16 protein-coding genes and 2 pseudogenes are annotated in these 18,800 nt (G+C 71.0%); 10 read left to right on the forward strand and 8 right to left on the reverse strand.

Features of this window, described 5'->3' with window-relative positions:
• Positions 1–609: MFS transporter (locus tag ABT299_RS49270; protein ID WP_500255056.1), on the reverse strand; the 609-nt coding region annotated here is incomplete at its 3' end.
• A gap of 563 nt (positions 610–1,172) precedes the next feature.
• Between ABT299_RS49270 and ABT299_RS49275 the strand changes: the two genes are divergently transcribed.
• Complete coding sequence (locus tag ABT299_RS49275; RefSeq protein WP_500255057.1) at positions 1,173–1,679, forward strand: DinB family protein; 507 nt, start codon at positions 1,173–1,175, stop codon at positions 1,677–1,679.
• A 58-nt stretch (positions 1,680–1,737) separates the two neighbouring features.
• Here the strand turns inward: ABT299_RS49275 and ABT299_RS49280 are convergent.
• Together ABT299_RS49280 and ABT299_RS49285 are read right to left on the reverse strand one after the other, a co-directional pair.
• Positions 1,738–2,583 (reverse strand): annotated as a pseudogene (locus ABT299_RS49280) (IS5 family transposase); the annotation flags it as partial.
• Positions 2,584–2,949: 366 nt separating this feature from the next.
• Positions 2,950–3,492: a DUF418 domain-containing protein gene (locus tag ABT299_RS49285; protein ID WP_500255069.1), complete on the reverse strand. Its 543-nt coding sequence runs from the start codon at positions 3,490–3,492 to the stop codon at positions 2,950–2,952.
• Between ABT299_RS49285 and ABT299_RS49290 the strand changes: the two genes are divergently transcribed.
• Both ABT299_RS49290 and ABT299_RS49295 read left to right on the forward strand, forming a co-directional pair.
• Positions 3,440–3,628, forward strand: a complete 189-nt coding sequence (locus tag ABT299_RS49290; RefSeq protein WP_500255058.1) for a hypothetical protein — start codon at positions 3,440–3,442, stop codon at positions 3,626–3,628. The genes ABT299_RS49285 and ABT299_RS49290 overlap by 53 nt on opposite strands.
• Positions 3,629–3,755: 127 nt before the next feature.
• A pseudogene (locus tag ABT299_RS49295) lies at positions 3,756–4,245 on the forward strand (transposase).
• An 8-nt stretch (positions 4,246–4,253) separates the two neighbouring features.
• Here the strand turns inward: ABT299_RS49295 and ABT299_RS49300 are convergent.
• The gene (locus ABT299_RS49300; protein ID WP_500255059.1) at positions 4,254–4,511 is read right to left on the reverse strand and encodes a hypothetical protein; all 258 of its coding nucleotides are present in this window, start codon (positions 4,509–4,511) and stop codon (positions 4,254–4,256) included.
• Positions 4,512–5,242: 731 nt separating this feature from the next.
• Here ABT299_RS49300 and ABT299_RS49305 point away from each other — a divergent pair.
• The 3 genes from ABT299_RS49305 to ABT299_RS49315 all read left to right on the forward strand — a co-directional run bounded on the left by ABT299_RS49305 (position 5,243) and on the right by ABT299_RS49315 (position 10,392).
• Complete coding sequence (locus ABT299_RS49305) at positions 5,243–5,887, forward strand: M20/M25/M40 family metallo-hydrolase (protein ID WP_500255070.1); 645 nt, start codon at positions 5,243–5,245, stop codon at positions 5,885–5,887.
• A 532-nt stretch (positions 5,888–6,419) separates the two neighbouring features.
• Positions 6,420–9,143 carry an AAA family ATPase gene (locus tag ABT299_RS49310; RefSeq protein WP_500255060.1) on the forward strand — a complete coding sequence of 908 codons (2,724 nt, stop codon included), beginning with the start codon at positions 6,420–6,422 and terminating at the stop codon, positions 9,141–9,143.
• A 79-nt stretch (positions 9,144–9,222) separates the two neighbouring features.
• Positions 9,223–10,392: an FAD-dependent monooxygenase gene (locus ABT299_RS49315; protein ID WP_500255061.1), complete on the forward strand. Its 1,170-nt coding sequence runs from the start codon at positions 9,223–9,225 to the stop codon at positions 10,390–10,392.
• 351 nt (positions 10,393–10,743) lie between these two features.
• Here the strand turns inward: ABT299_RS49315 and ABT299_RS49320 are convergent, their stop codons facing one another.
• Complete coding sequence (locus ABT299_RS49320) at positions 10,744–12,147, reverse strand: MFS transporter (RefSeq protein ID WP_500255062.1); 1,404 nt, start codon at positions 12,145–12,147, stop codon at positions 10,744–10,746.
• An 84-nt stretch (positions 12,148–12,231) separates the two neighbouring features.
• Here ABT299_RS49320 and ABT299_RS49325 point away from each other — a divergent pair, with 84 nt between their 5' ends.
• Positions 12,232–13,074, forward strand: a complete 843-nt coding sequence (locus ABT299_RS49325; protein WP_500255063.1) for a helix-turn-helix transcriptional regulator — start codon at positions 12,232–12,234, stop codon at positions 13,072–13,074.
• Here ABT299_RS49325 and ABT299_RS49330 read toward each other — a convergent pair.
• The 3 genes from ABT299_RS49330 to ABT299_RS49340 all read right to left on the reverse strand — a co-directional run bounded on the left by ABT299_RS49330 (position 13,042) and on the right by ABT299_RS49340 (position 16,072).
• Complete coding sequence (locus tag ABT299_RS49330; RefSeq protein ID WP_500255064.1) at positions 13,042–13,500, reverse strand: hypothetical protein; 459 nt, start codon at positions 13,498–13,500, stop codon at positions 13,042–13,044. The genes ABT299_RS49325 and ABT299_RS49330 overlap by 33 nt on opposite strands.
• 362 nt (positions 13,501–13,862) lie before the next feature.
• Positions 13,863–14,771 carry an MBL fold metallo-hydrolase gene (locus ABT299_RS49335; protein WP_500255065.1) on the reverse strand — a complete coding sequence of 303 codons (909 nt, stop codon included), beginning with the start codon at positions 14,769–14,771 and terminating at the stop codon, positions 13,863–13,865.
• Between the two features lie 20 nt (positions 14,772–14,791).
• Complete coding sequence (locus ABT299_RS49340; protein WP_500255066.1) at positions 14,792–16,072, reverse strand: MFS transporter; 1,281 nt, start codon at positions 16,070–16,072, stop codon at positions 14,792–14,794.
• Positions 16,073–16,202: 130 nt separating this feature from the next.
• On the opposite strand from ABT299_RS49340, the gene ABT299_RS49345 reads away from it, so the two are divergent.
• The 3 genes from ABT299_RS49345 (at position 16,203) to ABT299_RS49355 (ending at position 18,440) form a co-directional block, all read left to right on the forward strand.
• A complete protein-coding gene (locus ABT299_RS49345) occupies positions 16,203–16,412 on the forward strand; it encodes a hypothetical protein (protein ID WP_190852114.1) in 210 nt (69 codons plus the stop codon).
• Positions 16,399–17,787 carry an amidase gene (locus tag ABT299_RS49350; RefSeq protein ID WP_500255067.1) on the forward strand — a complete coding sequence of 463 codons (1,389 nt, stop codon included), beginning with the start codon at positions 16,399–16,401 and terminating at the stop codon, positions 17,785–17,787. The genes ABT299_RS49345 and ABT299_RS49350 overlap by 14 nt, the downstream gene beginning before the upstream one ends.
• Positions 17,788–17,873: 86 nt before the next feature.
• Positions 17,874–18,440 carry a TetR/AcrR family transcriptional regulator gene (locus ABT299_RS49355; protein WP_500255068.1) on the forward strand — a complete coding sequence of 189 codons (567 nt, stop codon included), beginning with the start codon at positions 17,874–17,876 and terminating at the stop codon, positions 18,438–18,440.
• The last annotated feature ends 360 nt before the right edge of the window (positions 18,441–18,800 follow it).

Consider the following 18,800-nt stretch of genomic DNA (forward strand, 5'->3'; position numbering starts at 1 on the left):
CCCGGTGGCGCGGCTGCGGCCCAGGATCCGCAAGCGGGTCACCAGCGCCGCCGATGCCGCGAACGACCCGGCGTTCAGCGCGGCGGCCGTTGCCGAGCCGACCGCGGAGACCACCACCCCGGACAGGGCCAGGCCGATGATCAGCCCGCCGGAGGTGACCTGGCGCAGCAGGGCGTTGGCGGCGAACCGCCGTTCATGATGCACCAGGTCGGTCACGATCCCCTCCGCAGCGGGGGCGAACAAGGCGGTGGCGACACCGGTCAGCACGGCCAACGGCGCGACCACGGCCGGCGACGCGGAACGGCCGGTGAAGCAGACCGCCAGCATGGTCCACGTCGCGGCCGCCAAGGCGTCCGCGCCGACCAGGACGTACTGCCGGCGGACCCAGTCACCGATGATCCCGCCGACGAGCACCAGCAGCAGTTGCGGGAGCGCCTGGCACGCAAGGACCAGCGACAGTCCACCCGGACCATAGCCCAGGTGCACGGCTCCCCAGGCGAGCGCGACCCGCCCGAAACCGTTCCCGATCGCCGAGGTCGCGCGGGCGATGAACAGAGGCGCGACGGCAGGATCTTTCAGGACGCTGACGAGCGTCGGTTTCACCGGCACGAACGGGCACGCTACGGCACCAATGGACCGGTCAGACCGAAGCCCACCCGCACGCTACAAGAGTCAGACCGGGCCGCCAGTGCTGACCAAGACGATGAGGAGCGGCCGATGCCCCCACCGAGCCATCGGCGAAGTGGGGCCACGGACAGACGAGTAGCTGTCTTGGCGCGGTGACGGGCACGCCGGGCACGAGTGGAAACCTGGGCGGCCGATCCCGGAGTGGCGTCGGTCGACTCGTTCACCGCCACGCTCGTCGAACGAGACCAGTCGATGATCTCAAGCGCATCAGCCACACGGGTGGCATCAACCGGCCGGGTCTCGGGCTGCCTGCCCAGCACGCGCGGAATCGCCTGCTCCAACCCGGTTGACCCACCTCGGCGACACCTCCTCCGCCGCCCAAATCGGCGGGACGCACGCGCTGGCCAGCCTAGGGCCTGTCCGGCGGATCAAGTCAGCGGCCTGCCGGCGCTGAAGCGCCCGATGGAGAAGGCGCTGGATGGAGCAGGTGGGGTCCGTCGACAAATCCCTCGACAGCGGCGCGGTGGTCGGGGATCCTTCGCGCAATGACCAGAATTGACGACACGCCGCCCGCTTGGGACGAGCGCACCCAGCTCACCACGTTCCTCGACTACGTACGGGACACCGCCCGCGCCAAGTGCGAGGGGGTCTCCGCGGAGAACGCCCGCAAGGCACTCCTGCCGGGCTCACCGCTGATGACCATGAACGCACTGATCAACCACCTCCGCTGGGTCGAGTACTACTGGTTCCAGGTCGTCTTCCTCGGCGAGGAAGACCGGGCCCCCATGACGGATGAAGACCCCGACCGCGAGATGCGTATCGCCGTAGACTTCCCGATCACGCAGTTGCTCGACGAGTACGCCGAACAGAGCGCTCGCTATCGTGAACTGGTCGCCGACAACGACCTGAACAAACAGGCCGAGGGAACCATCCGCAACGGCCTCCACGTCGACCTGCGCTGGATCCTCCTCCACCTCACCGAGGAGACGGCCCGCCACAACGGCCACCTGGACATCCTGCGCGAGATGCTCGACGGCACGACCGGCGTCTAGGGCCTGCTTCAAAGTTGATCAGAGCCATTCGTTGATGGTGCCGATGTGGACGGTGGACCTGGTAGCGGACGGCGAGCTTGTCGAACCTGGTGGCCAGTGCCTGGTGGCGTTTGAGCCGGTTGATGCCGCACTCCACCGCATGGCGCTCGCGGTAGTCGACCGGATCGAACCCGGGCGGCCGACCACTGCGGCCCCGCACCGCAGTCGGTGGCCGGCCTGGTCGGCCGGTTCGGGGATCGTGGTCGCGATGCCCCGGCGCCGCAGGTGAGTCCGGATCGTCCTGGACGAGTAAGCCTTGTCTGCGCGCACCCGCTCAGGCCGGGTGCGCGGGTGCCCGCCGCCAACGCGGGCGACTCGGATCCCGGCCATGTCCACCTCGAACTGGGGAGCGTCGCCACGCTGCCCGGCGGTGACCACCAGCGACAACGGCTTTGGCCGCAGGCTAGGTGCAGCTTGGTCGACAACCCGCCCTGCGAACGTCCCAAAGCGTGATCGTCGGGCTCGGGTGTTCTTCCGCCGGGCGGTTCGGCCTCCTTGTCGCCGTGCCGGCGGCCTCCGGCCGAGTGCTGATGGGCGCGCAGGACGGTGGAGTCCACACCGGCCTGCCGCCCATCAGCCCGGCAGCGTCGGCCCGTGCTTGCAGCCCGGCCAGGATGGTCGCCCAAGTGCCGTCGCGTTGCCAGCGGCGGAACAGCGAGTACACCGCTTGCCAGGAGCCCTAGCAGGCGGGCACGTCCCGCCACGGCGCACCGACACGCACCCGCCATCGGATACCGTCGATGAGCTGCCGCTTGGTCCATTCCGAGGGCCGGCCCGAGCGTCTGGGCGCGGGCAGCAGCGGTTCCAGCCGCGCCCATTGCTCATCGGTCAGATCGAACCGCCTCGTCACCGCTAGGGTGGCCACGAGGTCTCCGGTGTTGTTCTTCTTGGTCGATGAACGCTCTACCGGAGACCTCACTGCGTCCGGCACATGACACGCCGCCACTCATATCACTTCGAAACAGGCCCTAGTCGAGTTCGGCGCCCATCCGAGCGGTCAGCGTGGCTGTGGCCCTCGGGTACCGGGCCCGGCTTGGCGAGGGCCACATCCGGGGAGGCCCGCATGGGCGTCCACCACTACGTCGTCGAGCGGACCATCGGTCTGCTGCACTGGTTCCGCCGCTTACGCATCCGCCGATAGATCCGCGACGACATCAACGAAGCCTTCGTGACCCTCGCCGCAACCATCATCTCTTGACGACACCTCGCCCGCTGATTCCGTCACGACCTCTTAGCCGATGTTCTCGCTGGTCGGACCTACGATCGAGAGACGCCGATTAGGGATCAGCTTTTCCCACGTCAAAGTTCGCCAGATCCATTCCAGTGGGTCATATCGAGCATAATGCAGCCAGATCCAACTGAACGCGGCTTCAATCAGAAATACGCAACAGCCCACAGCAAAGACTTTGCCATATGCGGGCACCGCTTCCAGTTGCACATACCTGTTGATCACCACTATCAGCACCGAGGCGCCGAGATAGTTCGCTAGTCCCATCCTTCCCACCAGCGCGATCTTGAACGCAACCCGCCGGATACGGGTCCGCATCACGAGCACCACGGCGATCACGTAACTGACCGCGGTCGCAACCCCTGCACCTGCCGCTAGCACCGAGTACTCCGAGACTCCGGAGCTCCATTGCCAGGCATCCAGCGCACCGGCTGTCATCCCGCATATTCCGAGCCCCAGGAAATAGAAGTGAAAATATCGGAAAGAAGCGCCAATGGAGCAGCGTCTCGTATATCCAATACCCAGCCCCGTGCTGATGCTCTCCAGTCGGAACGGGCATGTTCGTGACGCCTATCGTGTTAACGATGGTTATCCCGAGCAAAGATATGCCTCGAATGGCGTCGATTTCACCGATGCGCGCGGTCCTTACGTGCTCGTCAGCAACGACATCTGCTGTTTGTAGCGACGCCCGCACCTGACCTCCTTACGTCCGGTAGGTCATCAAACCAAATCTCATCCCACTCCACCCACAAAAGGGTTACTCCGTACTAAGACCGTGTCTTGATTGGTGGTGATTCGTTGGACTGGCCGTGGCAAGCTTTGAGGAACGGCTGGTGCCGGACGAGTTGTGGGAGTTGTTCCAGCGGGTGGTCCCACCAGCGCCGACGCGGCCGCAGGGCGGTGGACGTCGGCGTGCCGACGACCGCAGCATCCTGGCGGCGATCGTGTTCGTGGCCACCACCGGCTGCACCTGGCGGCAGCTCCCGCCCACCTTCGACGCGTCTTGGCAGACGGTGCACCGCCGGTTCACCGAATGGAGCGCCGCGCGGGTGTGGGCCAAGCTCCACCGGATCCTGCTGGACGAACTCGGCGCGGCCGGTGAGCTGGACTGGTCGCGGTGCGCGATCGACTCGGTCAGCGTCCGCGCCGTCAAAGGGGGGAGCTGACGGGCCCGAATCCTGTCGACCGCGGCCCCGTTGCCGTCGGCTGCACCGCCGCTATGAGCGCAAGGCCGAGCACTTCCTTGCCTTCGTTGGCATCGCCGCCGGCCTCATCTGCTACCGCCGCCTCACCAAATGAGACGACGTCTAAGGGATGATGTCGGCGACAATGGTTGTCGGGCCGTTGCGGCAGGAGGCCGCCCGTCCGGTCCGGGCGGACTCGGTGGAGGAGTTCGAAGCGCATTTCCACCCGTCCACGGTGGCCACGTCCGCGGGGCCCTGCTTGGGCGTGCTCGGCCGGTAGTAGGCGCGGAGCACCCTGAGGACCGTCGCGCAGGTCGTCCGGCCGGTCTGGACGGCGGCGGCGAGCAGTTCGCCGTTGGCCGCCTTGACCTCACCGCACACGGTGTGCGGACCGACCGGCTTCGGACTCGGGGAGGCGGGCTTCGGGTGCGGGGCGGCCGGCCTCGTCGCGGAACCGGCCGGTTCCGAGCTAGATGAGGCGGGCGGGGCGGTGGACGCGGGGCTCGTCGCCGGAACGGCCGAGGCGGACGCGGGATGGGCGCTGGGAGCGGGAGCCGTATGGGAGGGCGCCTTGCCCTCGCACGCGGTCAGCGTGAGCAGGAGCGCGGCGGACACGGCGAGAAGGCGAGCGCAACCGATCGACTCCGCAGCGGGAGAACGACCGCACAAGTCCCCCACAGAATGATCAGATTCACCCCATGCGTTTCCGTGACCAGGCGGAACGCCCGGCGGGGTCCCCTTCTCTGGCGGGGGCGCTCCGCCTGCTGCTGCGTCGTCGTCCAGCGCGCAGACTTCGCCCGTGCCCATGTTTTCGTGCACGTGATCCTCCTGGTTTGTTTTCGCGGGATGCCGCATCGAGGGCGACGAACCAGGACCGTCCTGATGATCTCCGTCCCCGCAACAGCCTCGGATGCGCTACCGGGGCCGGTCACCGGCATGCGTCAAGATCCTGATCGGCAAGGTCCGCCGCGGGGCCATCACCGGTGCGGCACGTTCCCCCTCCCCTGAAATACCGGGGGGTGCCCCGCGCTGACGCGGCTGCCCTGAAGCCGCGCAAGCTGCGCGACGGAACAGGCTCGACCTGCGAGTTCGACCTCAAGAGCGACGCCCCGGTGATCGCTCTGCGGACTGACATCGACGCCCTGCCCGTCCAGGAAGAAAACGACGTCGAGTGCCGAGCGGAGGTGGACGGCGTCGCCTACGCCTGTGGACACGGCGCTCACACCACGGTCATGCTCGGAACCGACCTGTTCCTGGCCGGGCTGGACAGAACCGGGCTGTTGCCCGGCCGGGTCCGGCTCATCTTCGAGCCCGCTGAGGAACTCCTTCCGAGTGAAGCCTTCGGCGTGATCGCGCAGGGGTCGACCGGATCTTCACGGTCCGCTGCTGGCCGCATCTCCCGGTCGGCCAGTTCGGGACCTGCGCCCGTCACCTCGGTGGCGGACATGGTCTGGGTGAAGGTCCCCGGGCCAGGCGGGCGCACCTCTCGACCGCAGAGCACCACCGACTTGGTGCTCACCCCGGCATCGCGGTCGAGGTTCCGACGGCACTTTCGTGGTTGGTCGACCTCGTGCGGGGCTGTCTGGGGAAGGTCCTCTGTGGCGAGGCGCCCAACGAGATCCCGTCCGATGAAGTTCTGGCAGGGATCGTCCGCTGCCAGGACAACTAGGCACGGCATCGGGCGACCGAGCTGGTCAAGCGCCTGGTGGAGGCAGTCGCCAGCAAGTTCAATGCCAAGACGGAAATGGGGTATGTAGGGGCGGTCTGTCGGCATCAATAAAGGGTCCGGAGAGCGTGCAGATGTTCGAGCACGCGGCCACGTTCATGCTCGGCGAGAGCGCAGTCGTCCAAATGTCTCGAGCCTCGGCGGGGACATTTTCGGCCACTACCAGTTGGAGATCCCTGGGACCTACATCTGGATGGGTACGAGCGCCCTGGGCTCGTCCCGAACGACTGACCTGTGCTTTGCGGACTACAACCCCGACGAGGGCTGCATCCGTGACGCTGTCAAGGCACTCGCGGCTACGGTGCTGACCGTGCAGGGGCTTGTGCTGGCCTGACGACCAGCACACGCGAAATCAACTATCGCTCCGGCTAGAAGGGTCCGGCGAATGCCGGGCCCTTCTATCACGGGCGCCGGGGGCGCAAGATCTCATCGTCGCGCACAGAGGCGGAAGCCGCAGCAGCGCGTCCCTGGAGGCGGGCCGCACGCTCCTCACCTGCGCGGTGAGCCGGCGAACGCGTACGCTTCCCGCAGTCGGTGGGATGGGGACGTCAGGGCGGGGCGCGATGTTATACGGCCGCGAAGCCGAGCAGGATGTGGTCGATCGATTGCTGGAACGGGCCGCGCAGGGTGTTCCGGGATCTCTCGTCGTGCGCGGTGAGGCGGGCCTCGGGAAATCGGCGCTGCTGGAGTATGCCGAGGCCGCCGCGCGGGGCCGGGTGCTGCGGGTGACCGGGGTCGAGTCGGAGACCGAATTGCCCTTCGCCGCGCTGCACGTACTGTTGGGCCCGGTCCTCGGCGAGGTCGGGCGCGTCCCCCGGCGGCAGGGGGAGGCGCTGCTGGGCGCGCTGGGGCTGGGAGCCGACGCGCCGGGGGACCGGTTCCTGGTCGGCCTGGCCGCGTTGAGCCTGCTCACCGAGCTCGCGGCGGAGGAGCCCCTGCTGTGCCTGGTCGACGACGCGCACTGGCTGGACCGGGAGTCGGCGGACGCGCTGCTGTTCGCGGTCCGGCGCCTGCGTTCCGAACCGGTGACCACGATCTTCGCCACCCGGGCGGACGCCGGCGTCTTCCCCGCGCCCGGGGTACCCGAGCTGCGGCTGGCGGGACTGGACGGCCGGGCGGCGCGAGCGCTCGCCGATTCCACCACGACGCTGGCGCCGTGGGTGCGCGACCAGGTCGTGGCCGAGGCGGACGGTAATCCGCTGGCCTTGGTCGAGCTCCCGCGCCTGCTCACGCCGGAGCAGCGCGCCGGGGCCCTGCCCTCGCCCGGGTTCGCGGTCGGCGTGACCGAACCGCCGCTGGGACGGGTGCTGTCGGCGTTCCGTGAGCGCATCCGGGAGTTGCCGGCGGTGTCGCGTCTGTGCCTGCTGGTGGCGGCGCTGGAGGGCACCGGGAAGATCGAGACGGTCGCGCGTGCGGCAGCGGCGCTCGGAGCCGAGCTGACCGACCTCGCGGCGGCCGAACACGCCGGGCTGGCCCGGGTCGCCTCGACCGGCGTCGAGTTCCGCCACCCGCTGGTGCGGACCGCCACGCGGCTCGCCTGCGACGTGGCCGAGCGGGTGGCCGCCCACAGGGCCCTCGCCGGGACCGTGGACGATGACCGGCGGGCCTGGCATCTCGCCGCGGTGGCCACCGCGCCCGACGAGGCGGTCGCCGCCGCCCTGGAGCGGGCCGCGGTGCGCGGTCGCCGCCGCGGTGGCCAGGTCGCGGTGGCCGCCGCGTACGAGCGGGCCGCCGAACTGTCGCCCGCGCCCGGGGCGGCCCTTCGCCGGTGGGTCGCCGCGGCGGGCGCCGCTCTGGAGGCGGGCCTGCCCGGACGGGCGGAGGAGCTGACCGCGCGCGCCGCCACCGGACGGCCCCCGGACGAGCCCCGCGTCGTCGCGGAGCTCGCGCGGGTGCGGGCCGCGCTCGCCTTCGAGTCCGGGCGGCCCCTGGACGCCGCTCGCCTGCTCTGCGAGGGGGTCGAGACGTTCACGGCCGCGGACGAGGTGACGAGGCTGACCATGCTCGGCTGGGCGGCCGTCTACGTGTGGGCCGGACGCCCGCACCCGGACCGCCTGGCGCTGGCCCGCCGCATCGAGGACCTCGCCCCTGAGCTGCCGGGCCCCCTCGGCGCGGTGCACGCGATCGCGCGGGACGTCCGGCTGATGCTGGAGGGCGACCAGGTGGCCGCCACCATCGCCCCCTACAGCCTGGGTCAGGAGGAGGACCTCCCGTTCGATCTCCGCGTGCTCTCGGTCTACCTGGGCTTCGGACGCGGCGATGTGGACGGCATGTACCGGGACGCGCTCCGTCTGGTGGACGCCTGCCGTGCGGCGGGACGCATCGGCCGCATGCCCCAGGCCATGGGGATGCTCGCGATCGCCGAGCTCGCGACCGGGCGGCACCCGTCCGCCCGGTCCACCGCGTCGGAGGGACGCCGGCTCGCCGACGACGTGGAGCAGCCGCACTGGACGCGCTACCTGTCCGGGGTGGACGCGTGGCTCGCGGGAGTCGCCGGTGACGAGGAGCGGTGCCGGGCCCTCGCGGAGGAGGTGCTGGCGGCGGACGATGCCTGGATCACCGGGTACGCGTGGGCGACCTGCGCGCTCATCGCCCTGGACTCCGCGCTGGGCCGCCACGACCGGGTGCTCGACCGGTTCGACAAGGCGATGACCGGGCCCGCCCGGGATGTGTGGCTCTGGCGCTACACGCATCCGGACTATGTGGAGGCCGCCGTCCGGGCCGGCGACCCGGAGCGAGCGCGGCCGGTGGCGGCGCGACTCGCCCGATGGGCGGAGGCGATCGGGCAGCCGTGGGCCCGGGCGGTGTCGGCCAGGTGCCAGGCCATGCTGACCGAAGGTGACGCCGCGGACCTGTACGAGCAGGCGCTTGAACTGCACCGGCGCGGTGACCAGCCCTTCGAGCAGGCGCGTACGGAGCTGGTCTACGGAGAGTGGCTGCGCCGCCACAATCGCCGGGCCGACGCGCGGGCACAGCTGCGCTCCGCCATGGCCGCATTCGACCGGCTGGGCGCGTCCGCCTGGTCCAGGCGGGCGGCCGCGGAGCTGCGCGCGAGCGGGATCTCGCTGCCGGAATCGCCGGCCGGCGACCGCGCCCGCGATCCGCTCACGGCGCTGACCCCGCAGGAGCTGCAGGTGGTCCGGCTCGCCGCGACCGGAGCCACCAACCGGGAGATCGGTGCCCGGCTGTTCCTTTCCGCTCGCACGGTCGCCTACCACCTGTACAAGGCCTTTCCGAAGCTGGGCATCTCCTCGCGGGCCGAGCTGGCCAGATATGTGTCGACCTAAGCGATCGTCATGACGCCGGCGGCGACTACCGTCATTCGACGGACGCGGCAGACACCCGGCCGTCCGTAGCGTCGGCGCCATGAACCTTCCCACGCACACCGACGTGCTCGTCGTCGGCGCCGGCCCGGTCGGCCTGGCGCTCACCGCTTCGCTCGCCGCCAAGGGCGTGTCCACGATGCTGATCGACAGGCAGGCCGAGGGCGCGAACACCTCGCGGGCGGCGGTCGTGCACGCCCGCACCCTCGAAGTGCTCACCGAGCTCGACGTCACCGAGAAGCTGGTGGCACGCGGCATCGTCGTCCCGCACGCGACGATCCGTGAGCGGGACCGGGTCCTTCTGCATGTCGACTTCGGCGATCTGCCCACCGAGTACCCGTTCGCGCTGCTGGTCCCGCAGGACGTCACCGAGCGGATCCTCCTCGAGCGGCTGGTCGGCGCCGGCGGCCGGGTGACGCGCCCCTGCGAGCTCACCGCGCTCTCCCAGGACGCCGACGGCGTCACCGCCACAATGGCCACCGGCGAGCGGATCCGCGCACGGTACGCCGTCGGCGCCGACGGGATGCACAGCCTGGTGCGAGACCAGGCGGGCATCGCCTTCCGGGGCGACACCTACCCGCAGTCGTTCGTCCTCGCCGACGCGTACCTGAGCGGGGACGTGCCGGACGCCGAGATCCGGCTCTACTTCTCCCCGGAGGGCGTCACCGTCCTCGCGCCCCTGCCCGGTGGCCGCCACCGGATCGTCGCCACGGTGGACGAGGCTCCCCCGGCGCCCGGCCACTCACACGTCCAGGGCCTGCTGGACACCCGCGGCCCCCAGGCGCGCCCGGCCGCCGTCGACGAAATCGTGTGGAGTTCCCGCTTCCGGGTGCACCACCGTGTGGCCGAGCGTTACCGCGCCGGCCGGATGTTCCTCGCCGGCGACGCCGCCCACGTCCACAGCCCGGCCGGCGGGCAGGGCATGAACACCGGCTTGCAGGACGCTTTGAACCTGGCGTCCAAGCTCGTCGCGGTGATCCGCGACGGCGCCGACGAGATCGTCCTCGACGCCTACGAGACCGAGCGCCTGCCCGTCGCCGAGGAGGTCGTGTCCTTCACCGACAAGATGACCCGCGTCGCGACCGTGGGCAACCCCGTGCTGCGCGCCGGGCGCAACACCGCCCTGCGCGCCCTGGACTGGATTCCCGCCGTCCACCGCAAGCTGGCCATGAACCTGTCCGAGCTGGCCCTCGATCCCCGGCACGACCGCTGACACCCGCCACGGGTCGCGCGCGATGTGTGGACGGCCGCTGGCGTTGCTTTTGTGCAGCCGTGCGTTCACCCCGCGAGAGCCGTTGCAAGCGGTGAAGCACTGCTCGCGGCGGCGGCCGCCTCCCCGCTGTGCTGGTCGAGCGGTTCCGGCCGGGTGTCCGGCATGGGTCTGGCGGACACCCGGTGATGGCCGCCGTAGACGATCGGGGTCGGCGTGCTGGTCCGCTTCTTGCACGGGCGTCCCCGGCCGTCACTCGGCGTCGTCTTGATCGCCGCGGCCATCGTCGCCCTGCTGGCTGGGAACCCGGTCGATGGCCGGGCTTTGGCGACCTCTGACGGCTCGCGGACGATGTCACGCTTCCAGGCGGGAGCGGCCGATGAGTACGAGGCCGCTGATGGTGGCGAGCACGGTGATCGACAGGTAGATCAGCCCGGCCTGGAAGCCGTGGTCGGCGGAGTCGAAGTACACGATGCCGATGATCGCGATACCGAGCGCCCCGGCGAGTTGCTGGCAGGTGGCGAGCACGCCGCTGGCCGTGCCCGCGTGGTGTGAGGCCACGCCGGCCAGGACCCGGCCGATCAGCGGCGCCATGACCATGCCCTGCCCGAGGCCGTTGACGGTGAGCAGCACGCTGAGCGCGACCCGGTCCGAGACAAGGGCGTACTCCCCCGCGTAGGCGGCGAGCAGCAGCACGGCGCCGGCGATCAGGGAGCGGTCTCCGAACCGGGCCAGCAGCGGCCGGGCCAAGAGCGAGGTGGCGAAGAAGCCCAGTGCCAGCGGGGTGACCTGGAGGCCCGACTGCACCGGGGACAGCCCTTGGACTGCCTGGAGCTGCAACGCGAGCACGAAGAAGAACGAGCTCATCCCGGTGTAGAAGGCGAAGACCGTGAGCAGGCCCGCCCGGAACGCGCGGTCGGCGAACAGGCTCGGCGGCACCAGCGGATCGCCGCCCTTGCGCGCCGTCCGGTGCTGGTGTCGGCCGAACGCGCCGAGCACGAGGACCGCCGCCACGAGGCTCGCGTACGACCAAGCGGGCCAGCCCTGCACCCGCCCCTCGGTCAGGGGAAGGATCAGCAAGACGAAGCCGGTGAAGGAGAGCGCACCACCGGTGACGTCCAAGCGGCTCCCGATCGGAGCCGCGAACGGCACGAGGGGACGCACCGCGGCGAGCGCGATGACACCGACGAAGATGTTGATGAGGAAGCACCAGCGCCAGCCCAGACCGGCGAGGTCCGCGCTGATGAGCCCGCCGCCGAGCAGTTGACCGAACGCGGCCGCCAAGCCCAGCGCCAACCCGTAGAAGGTCATCGCGCGCGGCCGTTCCCGGTCGCCGAACATGTGCTGGATCAGCGTGAGGACCTGCGGGAACAGCAGGGCCGCGGCGGCGCCCTGGGCCGCTCGTGCGAGCACGAGGGCGTTGGCCGTGGGCGCGATCCCGCACAGCAGGGAGGCCACGGTGAAGCCAGCCATGCCGAGGGCGAATGCGCGGCGCCGCCCCAACCGGTCACCGAGCCGCCCGCCGATGATCAGTAGCGCGGCGTAGGGCACCGCGTACCCGGCGACGATCAGCTCGGTCTGCCCGCTCGTCGCGTGCAGATCCGTCTCGATCGACGGGATGGCGACGTTGACGATGAAGAAGTCGAGGATCGGCATGAACACACCGGTGAGCACCACGACGAGAGCGAGCCACCGCCGGGCGCCATCGCTCTCCGCGTCGCGGCGGGCCGGCGACTGGAGAAGCGTTCGAGAGGTCATGGGATCAGCCTCGTCCCACCGCTCCGCGCCATCCAGATTCCGCTCATAGCGGTACAACAGGTACCAGGCTAGGGTGATCACGCCATGCCGAACTCTCCGGAACGCCGCCGAGAGCTGGCCGGCTTCCTGCGAGGCCGACGGGAGCGTCTCTCCCCGCAGGCCGCCGGGCTACCGCCCGGCGGGCGCCGCCGCACGCCGGGACTCCGCCGCGAGGAGGTCGCCGTCCTCGCGGGCGTCTCACCCACCTGGTACACGTTCTTGGAGCAGGGCCGCGACGTCCGGGCGTCCGTCCAGGTCCTGGAGGCCCTTGCCCGCTCACTCCAGCTCGACGCCGGGGAGCGCACCCATCTCTTCCTGCTGGCCCATGGCGAGCACCCGCCGCTCGCCATACCGGAGGTCGAGACGGTGGACCCGGCGCTGGCTCCGCTGCTCGCGCTTCTGGAACCGAACCCCGCGTACGTGACCGGCCGGCGCTGGGACGTACTGGCCGCCAACCGTCCCGGCCGGGCACTGTTCACCGACTGGTTCGCCCGCCCGCCCGGCGAACGCAACATTCTGCTCTACATGTTCACCGACCCGGCCGCCCGCGAGCGGCTCGTCGACTGGACGGGCGAAGCGCAGGCCCTGCTCGCGCGGTTCCGTGCGGCGGCGGGACGGTATGTCGAGGACCCCGCGTTCGTGGAGCTCATCTCCCACCTCCGCGACGCCTCGCCGGAGTTCAGGCAATGGTGGTCCCGCCACGACGTCAAGGCCCGCAACAGCGGAACAAAGGTGCTGCACCACCCGGCCACCGGCCGCATGACGCTCACCCATACAGTGCTGCACACCGCCGAGGCAGCAGAGCAAAAGCTCGTCGTCTACTACGCCGAACCCGGCAGCCAGGACGCCGAACGCCTAGCCCACCTCCTCCCCCGCGAGCGGCACTGACGACCCCGAACGGGTGTAGCTCTGGTTGATCACCAGCCGGGGCAATCGGTCTTCCTCAGCCTCCAGACGCGACTGCACCTCGGCCAACGCCTCGTGAAGCTCGGTGATCCGCCGCCGCGACTCGGCCCGCTGCCGCGCCAACCCTCCTGCAACGACCCCGGCCGTCCGCACACCATCGCGCGCTGCACGCCCGTGTGTGCTCTTCGTGTGTCCGTTCAGCGTTGTGATGAGCGCGCCGGTGCTGGCGTTCCACATCTTCGCGGTGCTGTCCGAACTCCCGGTGGCCGTTTTGGAGCCGTCCGGGCTGAACGCCGGCGAGGAGACGAACTTGTCGTGTCCGCTGAGGGCGAAGCGAACGCGAAAGTGCCGGTCCTCGCTCCCATCGCCGCCTCCGATAACGACGAAGGGGACCAATACCGCCGCCACCGCGACGGCGGCTGCGGTGACGAGGGTGCGACGCGGTATCAGCGGGGCCGACGAGATGCGTGCAGCGGTGTCGGTTCTAAAGGTGAACCGCGTTCCCCGGTCGGATCGCCTTGCCGTGGGACGGGCCGCAGCGGCACGTCCGGACGCACAAGAGGCACGCCCGCGTCACCGATGGGCCATCGAGGAGCATCGGACGGGATTTCGTCGCGCAGCGCGCTGCCGTCCGGTGGGGACGGCAGCGCGGCCTGGGTGGAAGTCCGCCTCCCCCTCTCGAGACCGGACCGCCTGCTGAAGGCCGCCGCCGCACCGGGCGGAGGGAGCATGCTCCGGCCTCGGTCCGGCCGTTGGGGCGGCGATGTTCGTCAGGCCGCGGGGATGTGGGAGAGCCGGTAGGCGTCACCATGGGTGATCACGTAGCCGGCGGTGGGCGGTGGGAAGTGGGTGCCCAGCACGAGGGTGCCGCTGCCGGCGAGCGAGGCGAGGAGCCGCCGGCGCGTGGCCTCGGACTGTTCGGGGTCGATGTCGACGCACGAACCGATCGCGGGGTGGGCGAACTGGACCGGGTGGTGGATGCAGTCGCCGGTGATCAGCGCCGTGGCGCTCTGGCGGGTCAGCTGGACGGCGATGTGGCCGGGGGTGTGCCCGGGGGTGGGAACCAGGTGCAGGCCGGGGACGATCTCGACGCCTTCGGCGGGGACGTCGATGGCGTCGAGCAGTCCCGCCTGCTCGATCGGGATCACGGAGTCGCGGAACATCTGCTCGCGCGGCTCGTCCATGTCGTAGCCGGCCCAGAAGTCCCGCTCGACGCGGGAGGTGAGGTAGCGGGCGTTGGGGAAGGTGGGGACCCACTCGCCGTTCGCCTCCCGTGTGTTCCAGCCGACGTGGTCGGTGTGCAGGTGGGTGAGGATCACCAGGTCGACCGTTCGCGGAGCGAATCCGGCGGCCGTGAGGCGTTCGAGGTAGTCGGTCCGCAGGTCGTGCCAGGCAGGGTTGGCTCGCGTCTTACCGTTGCCGATGCCGGTGTCGACGACGATGCGCAGTCCGTCGACGGTGAGGGCGAAGCTGTGGCTGTCGATGTGCAGGGTGCCGTCGGAGTCGGCGAAGTCGGGGCGCAGCCAGTCCTGGCGGTCGACGACGTCCGGGGTGGCGTCGGGCAGCAGCCAGGGTCCGGTCGCGGGCGGCAGGAGAGTCTCGTCGATGCGGTGGACGGTGACATCTCCCACGTTCCAGGAGGGGATGGTGGTGGTCTTGCCGGCGGATGAGCTACTCATGATGGTCACTCCCTTGGTCTTCAGCGGTGGACGTCTGCGGCGGTGGAGATGGAGATGGCCCTGCGCCGCGACACGGTGAGTGCCGACACCGCCGCGACGGCGAGGAGGGCGGCGCCGATGGCGTAGGCGTGGGCGGCGGTCCGCAGTCCGAAGTGCTGGGTTGCGGCGCCCGCGGCAATGGCGGGCAGGCTCATGGACAGGTAACTGAGGACGTAGTAAGCGGCCAGGGTCGCGGCACGGTCCCGTTGGCGGAGCGAGGCGAGCAGCATGTGCAGCGCGCCCTGGGAGACGGCCCCGAAGGCGACGCCGGCCAGGGCCGCGCCGCCGTAGACGGCGGGCAGGCCGGCGCCGTGCAGGCCGAGCAGGCTCAGCGCCGCGGACGCGATGACGGTCAGGCTTCCGCCGGTGGCGGCGGCGGTCGGCGCCGTCCGCCGCAGCGTCCACACGGTGAGCGCGGCGGCGGCGCTGACGGTGAAGAACACCATGCCGCCGACGGCGTGCGGGGCGTCGGGTGCCACGAGCCGTACGAGCGCCGGGCCGAGGGAGGAGTAGAAGCCGCCGAGTGCCCAGATGGCGACGACTCCGGTCCCGGCCGACACCAGTGCGCGGCGGGCTGGTGACGGCACGGCGAGCCGGGGGCGCAGGGAGCGCAGGGCCCCGGCGTGCGGGCAGGCCGTCTCCCGGGTGAACGCCACCGCGATCGCCTGGGCGCCGAAGAGTGCCGCCAGCAGGACGTACACGGTGGCCGTGGGGGCAGGTGCGAAACGCACGAGGAGGGTGGCGACCAGTACGCCGGCGGCCATGCCGACGACCGGGGCGATGCCGTTGGTCAGGGCGGACCGGCCCGGCCGGCGGGGATCCTCCAGGTCGAGGAGGGCGGCACCGGCGGCGCTGGTGGCCGCGCCGGTGGCCGCTCCCTGCAGAACGCGGGCGGCGATCAACTGACCGGCGCCGTCCGCCGAGGCCAGGAGCAGCATGGAGGCCGCTTCCAGGAGCAGGGCGCCCATCAGGACGGGGCGCCGTCCCAGGTGGTCGGAGAGCGCTCCGACCGTGAGCAGGGCCGCCAGCAGCGCCAGAGAGTAGGCGCTGAAGACCACCGTGATGGTCAGGGCTGTCAGCCCCCACTGGTCTTGGTACAGGGAGTACAAGGGCGTCGGCGCGCTGGACGCCGCCAGGAGGGCGGCCAGGACCGACGCGTCGAGGACGACGGGCGCCGTGCGGTTCGCCGTGCGGTTCGCCGTGCGGAGGGGGGCAGTGGCGTAGGGGCATGGCGCGGGGGCGCCCGATGTGACGCCTGGCATGGAACTCCTCTCCACTAAACGCAACAAATTTGCTTTAAGTCACCCTAGGCCCTAGTGTCGCTTAAAGCAAACGCTTAGCTTTTGCTGCGGAGTCACTCCGCCACCCCCGTCCCGACCTGGAGGAACGCTCATGTCCGTCGATGAACTCACACCGCCCGAGGCGGCCCGCTGGGCCGGCCGTGCCGGCCTCCCACTGCCGGCCGACCGCCACGCCCCGGTGGCCGCCACCGCGAACCACATCCACTCCGTCGTCGCGGTCCTGCGGGACCTGGACTTCGGCGACACCCCGCCGGCCGCCGCCTATCGCGCGGGAGAGGAGAAGCACGATGCAGCCGTATGAGCTGTCCCTGACCGCGGCGGCCGACGCGATCCGCGCCCGGAAGCTGTCCCCCGTCGAGCTGGTGGACTCCGTGCTCGACCGCATCGAGGAGGTGGAGCCGCGCCTGGGGGCCTACGTCACCGTCACCGCGGAACGGGCCCGCCGAGCGGCGCACGAGGCCGAGCGTGAGGTCGCGTCCGGCCGGCCGCGCGGCCCGCTGCACGGCATCCCCATGGGCCTGAAAGACCTGATCGACGTCGCCGGCGCGGCCACCACCGCCAGCTCCCGGGTCCGCGCCGGGCACCGCGCCGAGGCCGACGGCACGGTCGTCGCCCGCCTGACCGCGGCCGGAGCGATCCTGGTCGGCAAGACCCACACCCACGAGTTCGCCTACGGGCTGACCACCCCGCAGACCAGCAACGCGTGGGACCGGGACCGGGTCGCCGGCGGCTCCAGCGGCGGGTCCGCCGTCGCCGTCGCCGCGGGGGCCGCCACCTTCGCCCTGGGCACCGACACCGGCGGATCGATCCGCGTGCCCGCCGCGCTCAACGGGGTCGTCGGCCTCAAACCGACCTACGGCCTCGTCCCGCGCCACGGCGTCACCTCGCTGTCGTGGTCGCTGGACCACGTCGGACCGATCACCCGCACCGTCGAGGACGCCGCGCTGGTCCTCGACGCCCTGGCCGCCCACGATCCCCGCGACCCCGCATCCCTTGCCACGCCCTCCGCGGACCACCGGCCGGGCGCGGACACGGACCTGACCGGGCTGCGCGTCGGAGTGCCCGGCAACTACTACTTCGACCACGTCGCCCCTGAGGTCGAGACCGCCGTCCGGCGCGCCATCGACCATGTCGAAAGCCTCGGCGCCCGTCTCGTCGAGGTCGAGATCCCGATGACCCGCTACGTCCAGGCCACCCAGTGGGGGCTGATGGTCCCGGAGGCCACCGCCTACCACGAGCGCACCCTGCGCGCGGTCCCCGAGCTGTACCAGGCGGACGTCCGCATCCTGCTGGAAGCCGGCGAGCTCATGCCCGCCGGCGACTACCTGCGCGCCCAGCGCGCCCGCACCCTCATGCGGCGGGCCTGGGCCGACCTGCTCGCGGACGTCGACGTGATCGCCGCCCCGACGGTCCCGGCGACCGCGGCGAAGGCCGACCAGCCCGCGCTCACCTGGCCCGACGGCACCGTCGAGAGCGTCTCCGACGCCTACGTGCGCCTCTCCGCCCCGGCCAACATCACCGGGGTCCCCTCGCTCTCGGTACCGGTCGGCCATGACGCGGCGGGCCTGCCGATCGGCATGCAGTTGCTCGGCCGACCCCTTGGAGAATCCGTCCTGCTGCGGGTGGGCCACGCCTACGAGCAGACGCGGCCGGCGCGCGAGCTCGCCGCGGCGTGACGATCGGTGACCAGGTCCCCGGCCGGCCACCCGGGACGGCCGGGGACCAGGCCCTTGAAGCAACATCTTTGCTTTAAGCTGGCTCCATGGGACGGAAACCGATGGTGCGCCCCGGTGGGCGCAGCGCCAGGGTGCAGGCGTCGGTGCACGCCGCCGTACGTGAGCTCGAATCGGAGGTGGGGCGGGAGGCGCTGACCGTCCCCCTGGTGGCCACCCGGGCCGGAGTCACCCCGTCCACCATCTACCGCCGCTGGGGCGACCTGCAAGAACTGCTGTCGGACGTGGCCGTCGAGCGCCTGCGGCCCGAGACGGCGCCGGAGGAGACGGGCAACCTGCGGACCGATCTGGAGGCCTGGGCCGAGCAGTTCCTCGAGGAGATGGCCTCCCCCACGGGACGCGCCTACATCCGCGACGCCCTGCTCGGCGACCCAGACGGCAGCAACGCCGGCCAGTGCTCGGCCTACGCGGCCGAGCAGATCGACGTCGTGCTCGCCCGCGCCGCCGAGCGAGGGGAGAGCGCGCCCGAGACCGAGACCGTCCTCGACCGCGTCGTCGCCCCGGTGATGTACCGCATCCTCTTCCGTCCGGACGGGCTCGACGCCGCCTACGCGCGCCGGCTCGTGAGCGGGCTCCTCGACCCGGCCGACCGATGACCACGCGACTCGGTCCGCCGCCGCGCGGGTGAGGGCGTCCGCTACGGACGGCCTCCCCCGCACTCGCCGCCGTCGATGTCCTGATCGGCGCCCTCCGCGCCTGATCGACGGACGCGACCGCGGCCCGGCCGGGTTGTCGCTGGTTCGGGCCCTCACTGTGGGTTGCCGGACGGGTCGGGCCGATGCGATCGATGGTCAGCGGGGCACACGGGTTGGTGGCGAAAAGCAGCAGGTCACCAGTCGGAGCCCGTTGTGAGGGGCCGCACCTAGGCCGTGTCTCGAAGTCGGGTGTGTGACGGTGTGTCGTGATCTCTAAGTAGAGAGGTCTCCGGTAGATGGGTTCATCGACGAAGAAGAACC

The organism is Spirillospora sp. NPDC000708, assembly GCF_040299565.1.
Classification (GTDB): domain Bacteria; phylum Actinomycetota; class Actinomycetes; order Streptosporangiales; family Streptosporangiaceae; genus Spirillospora.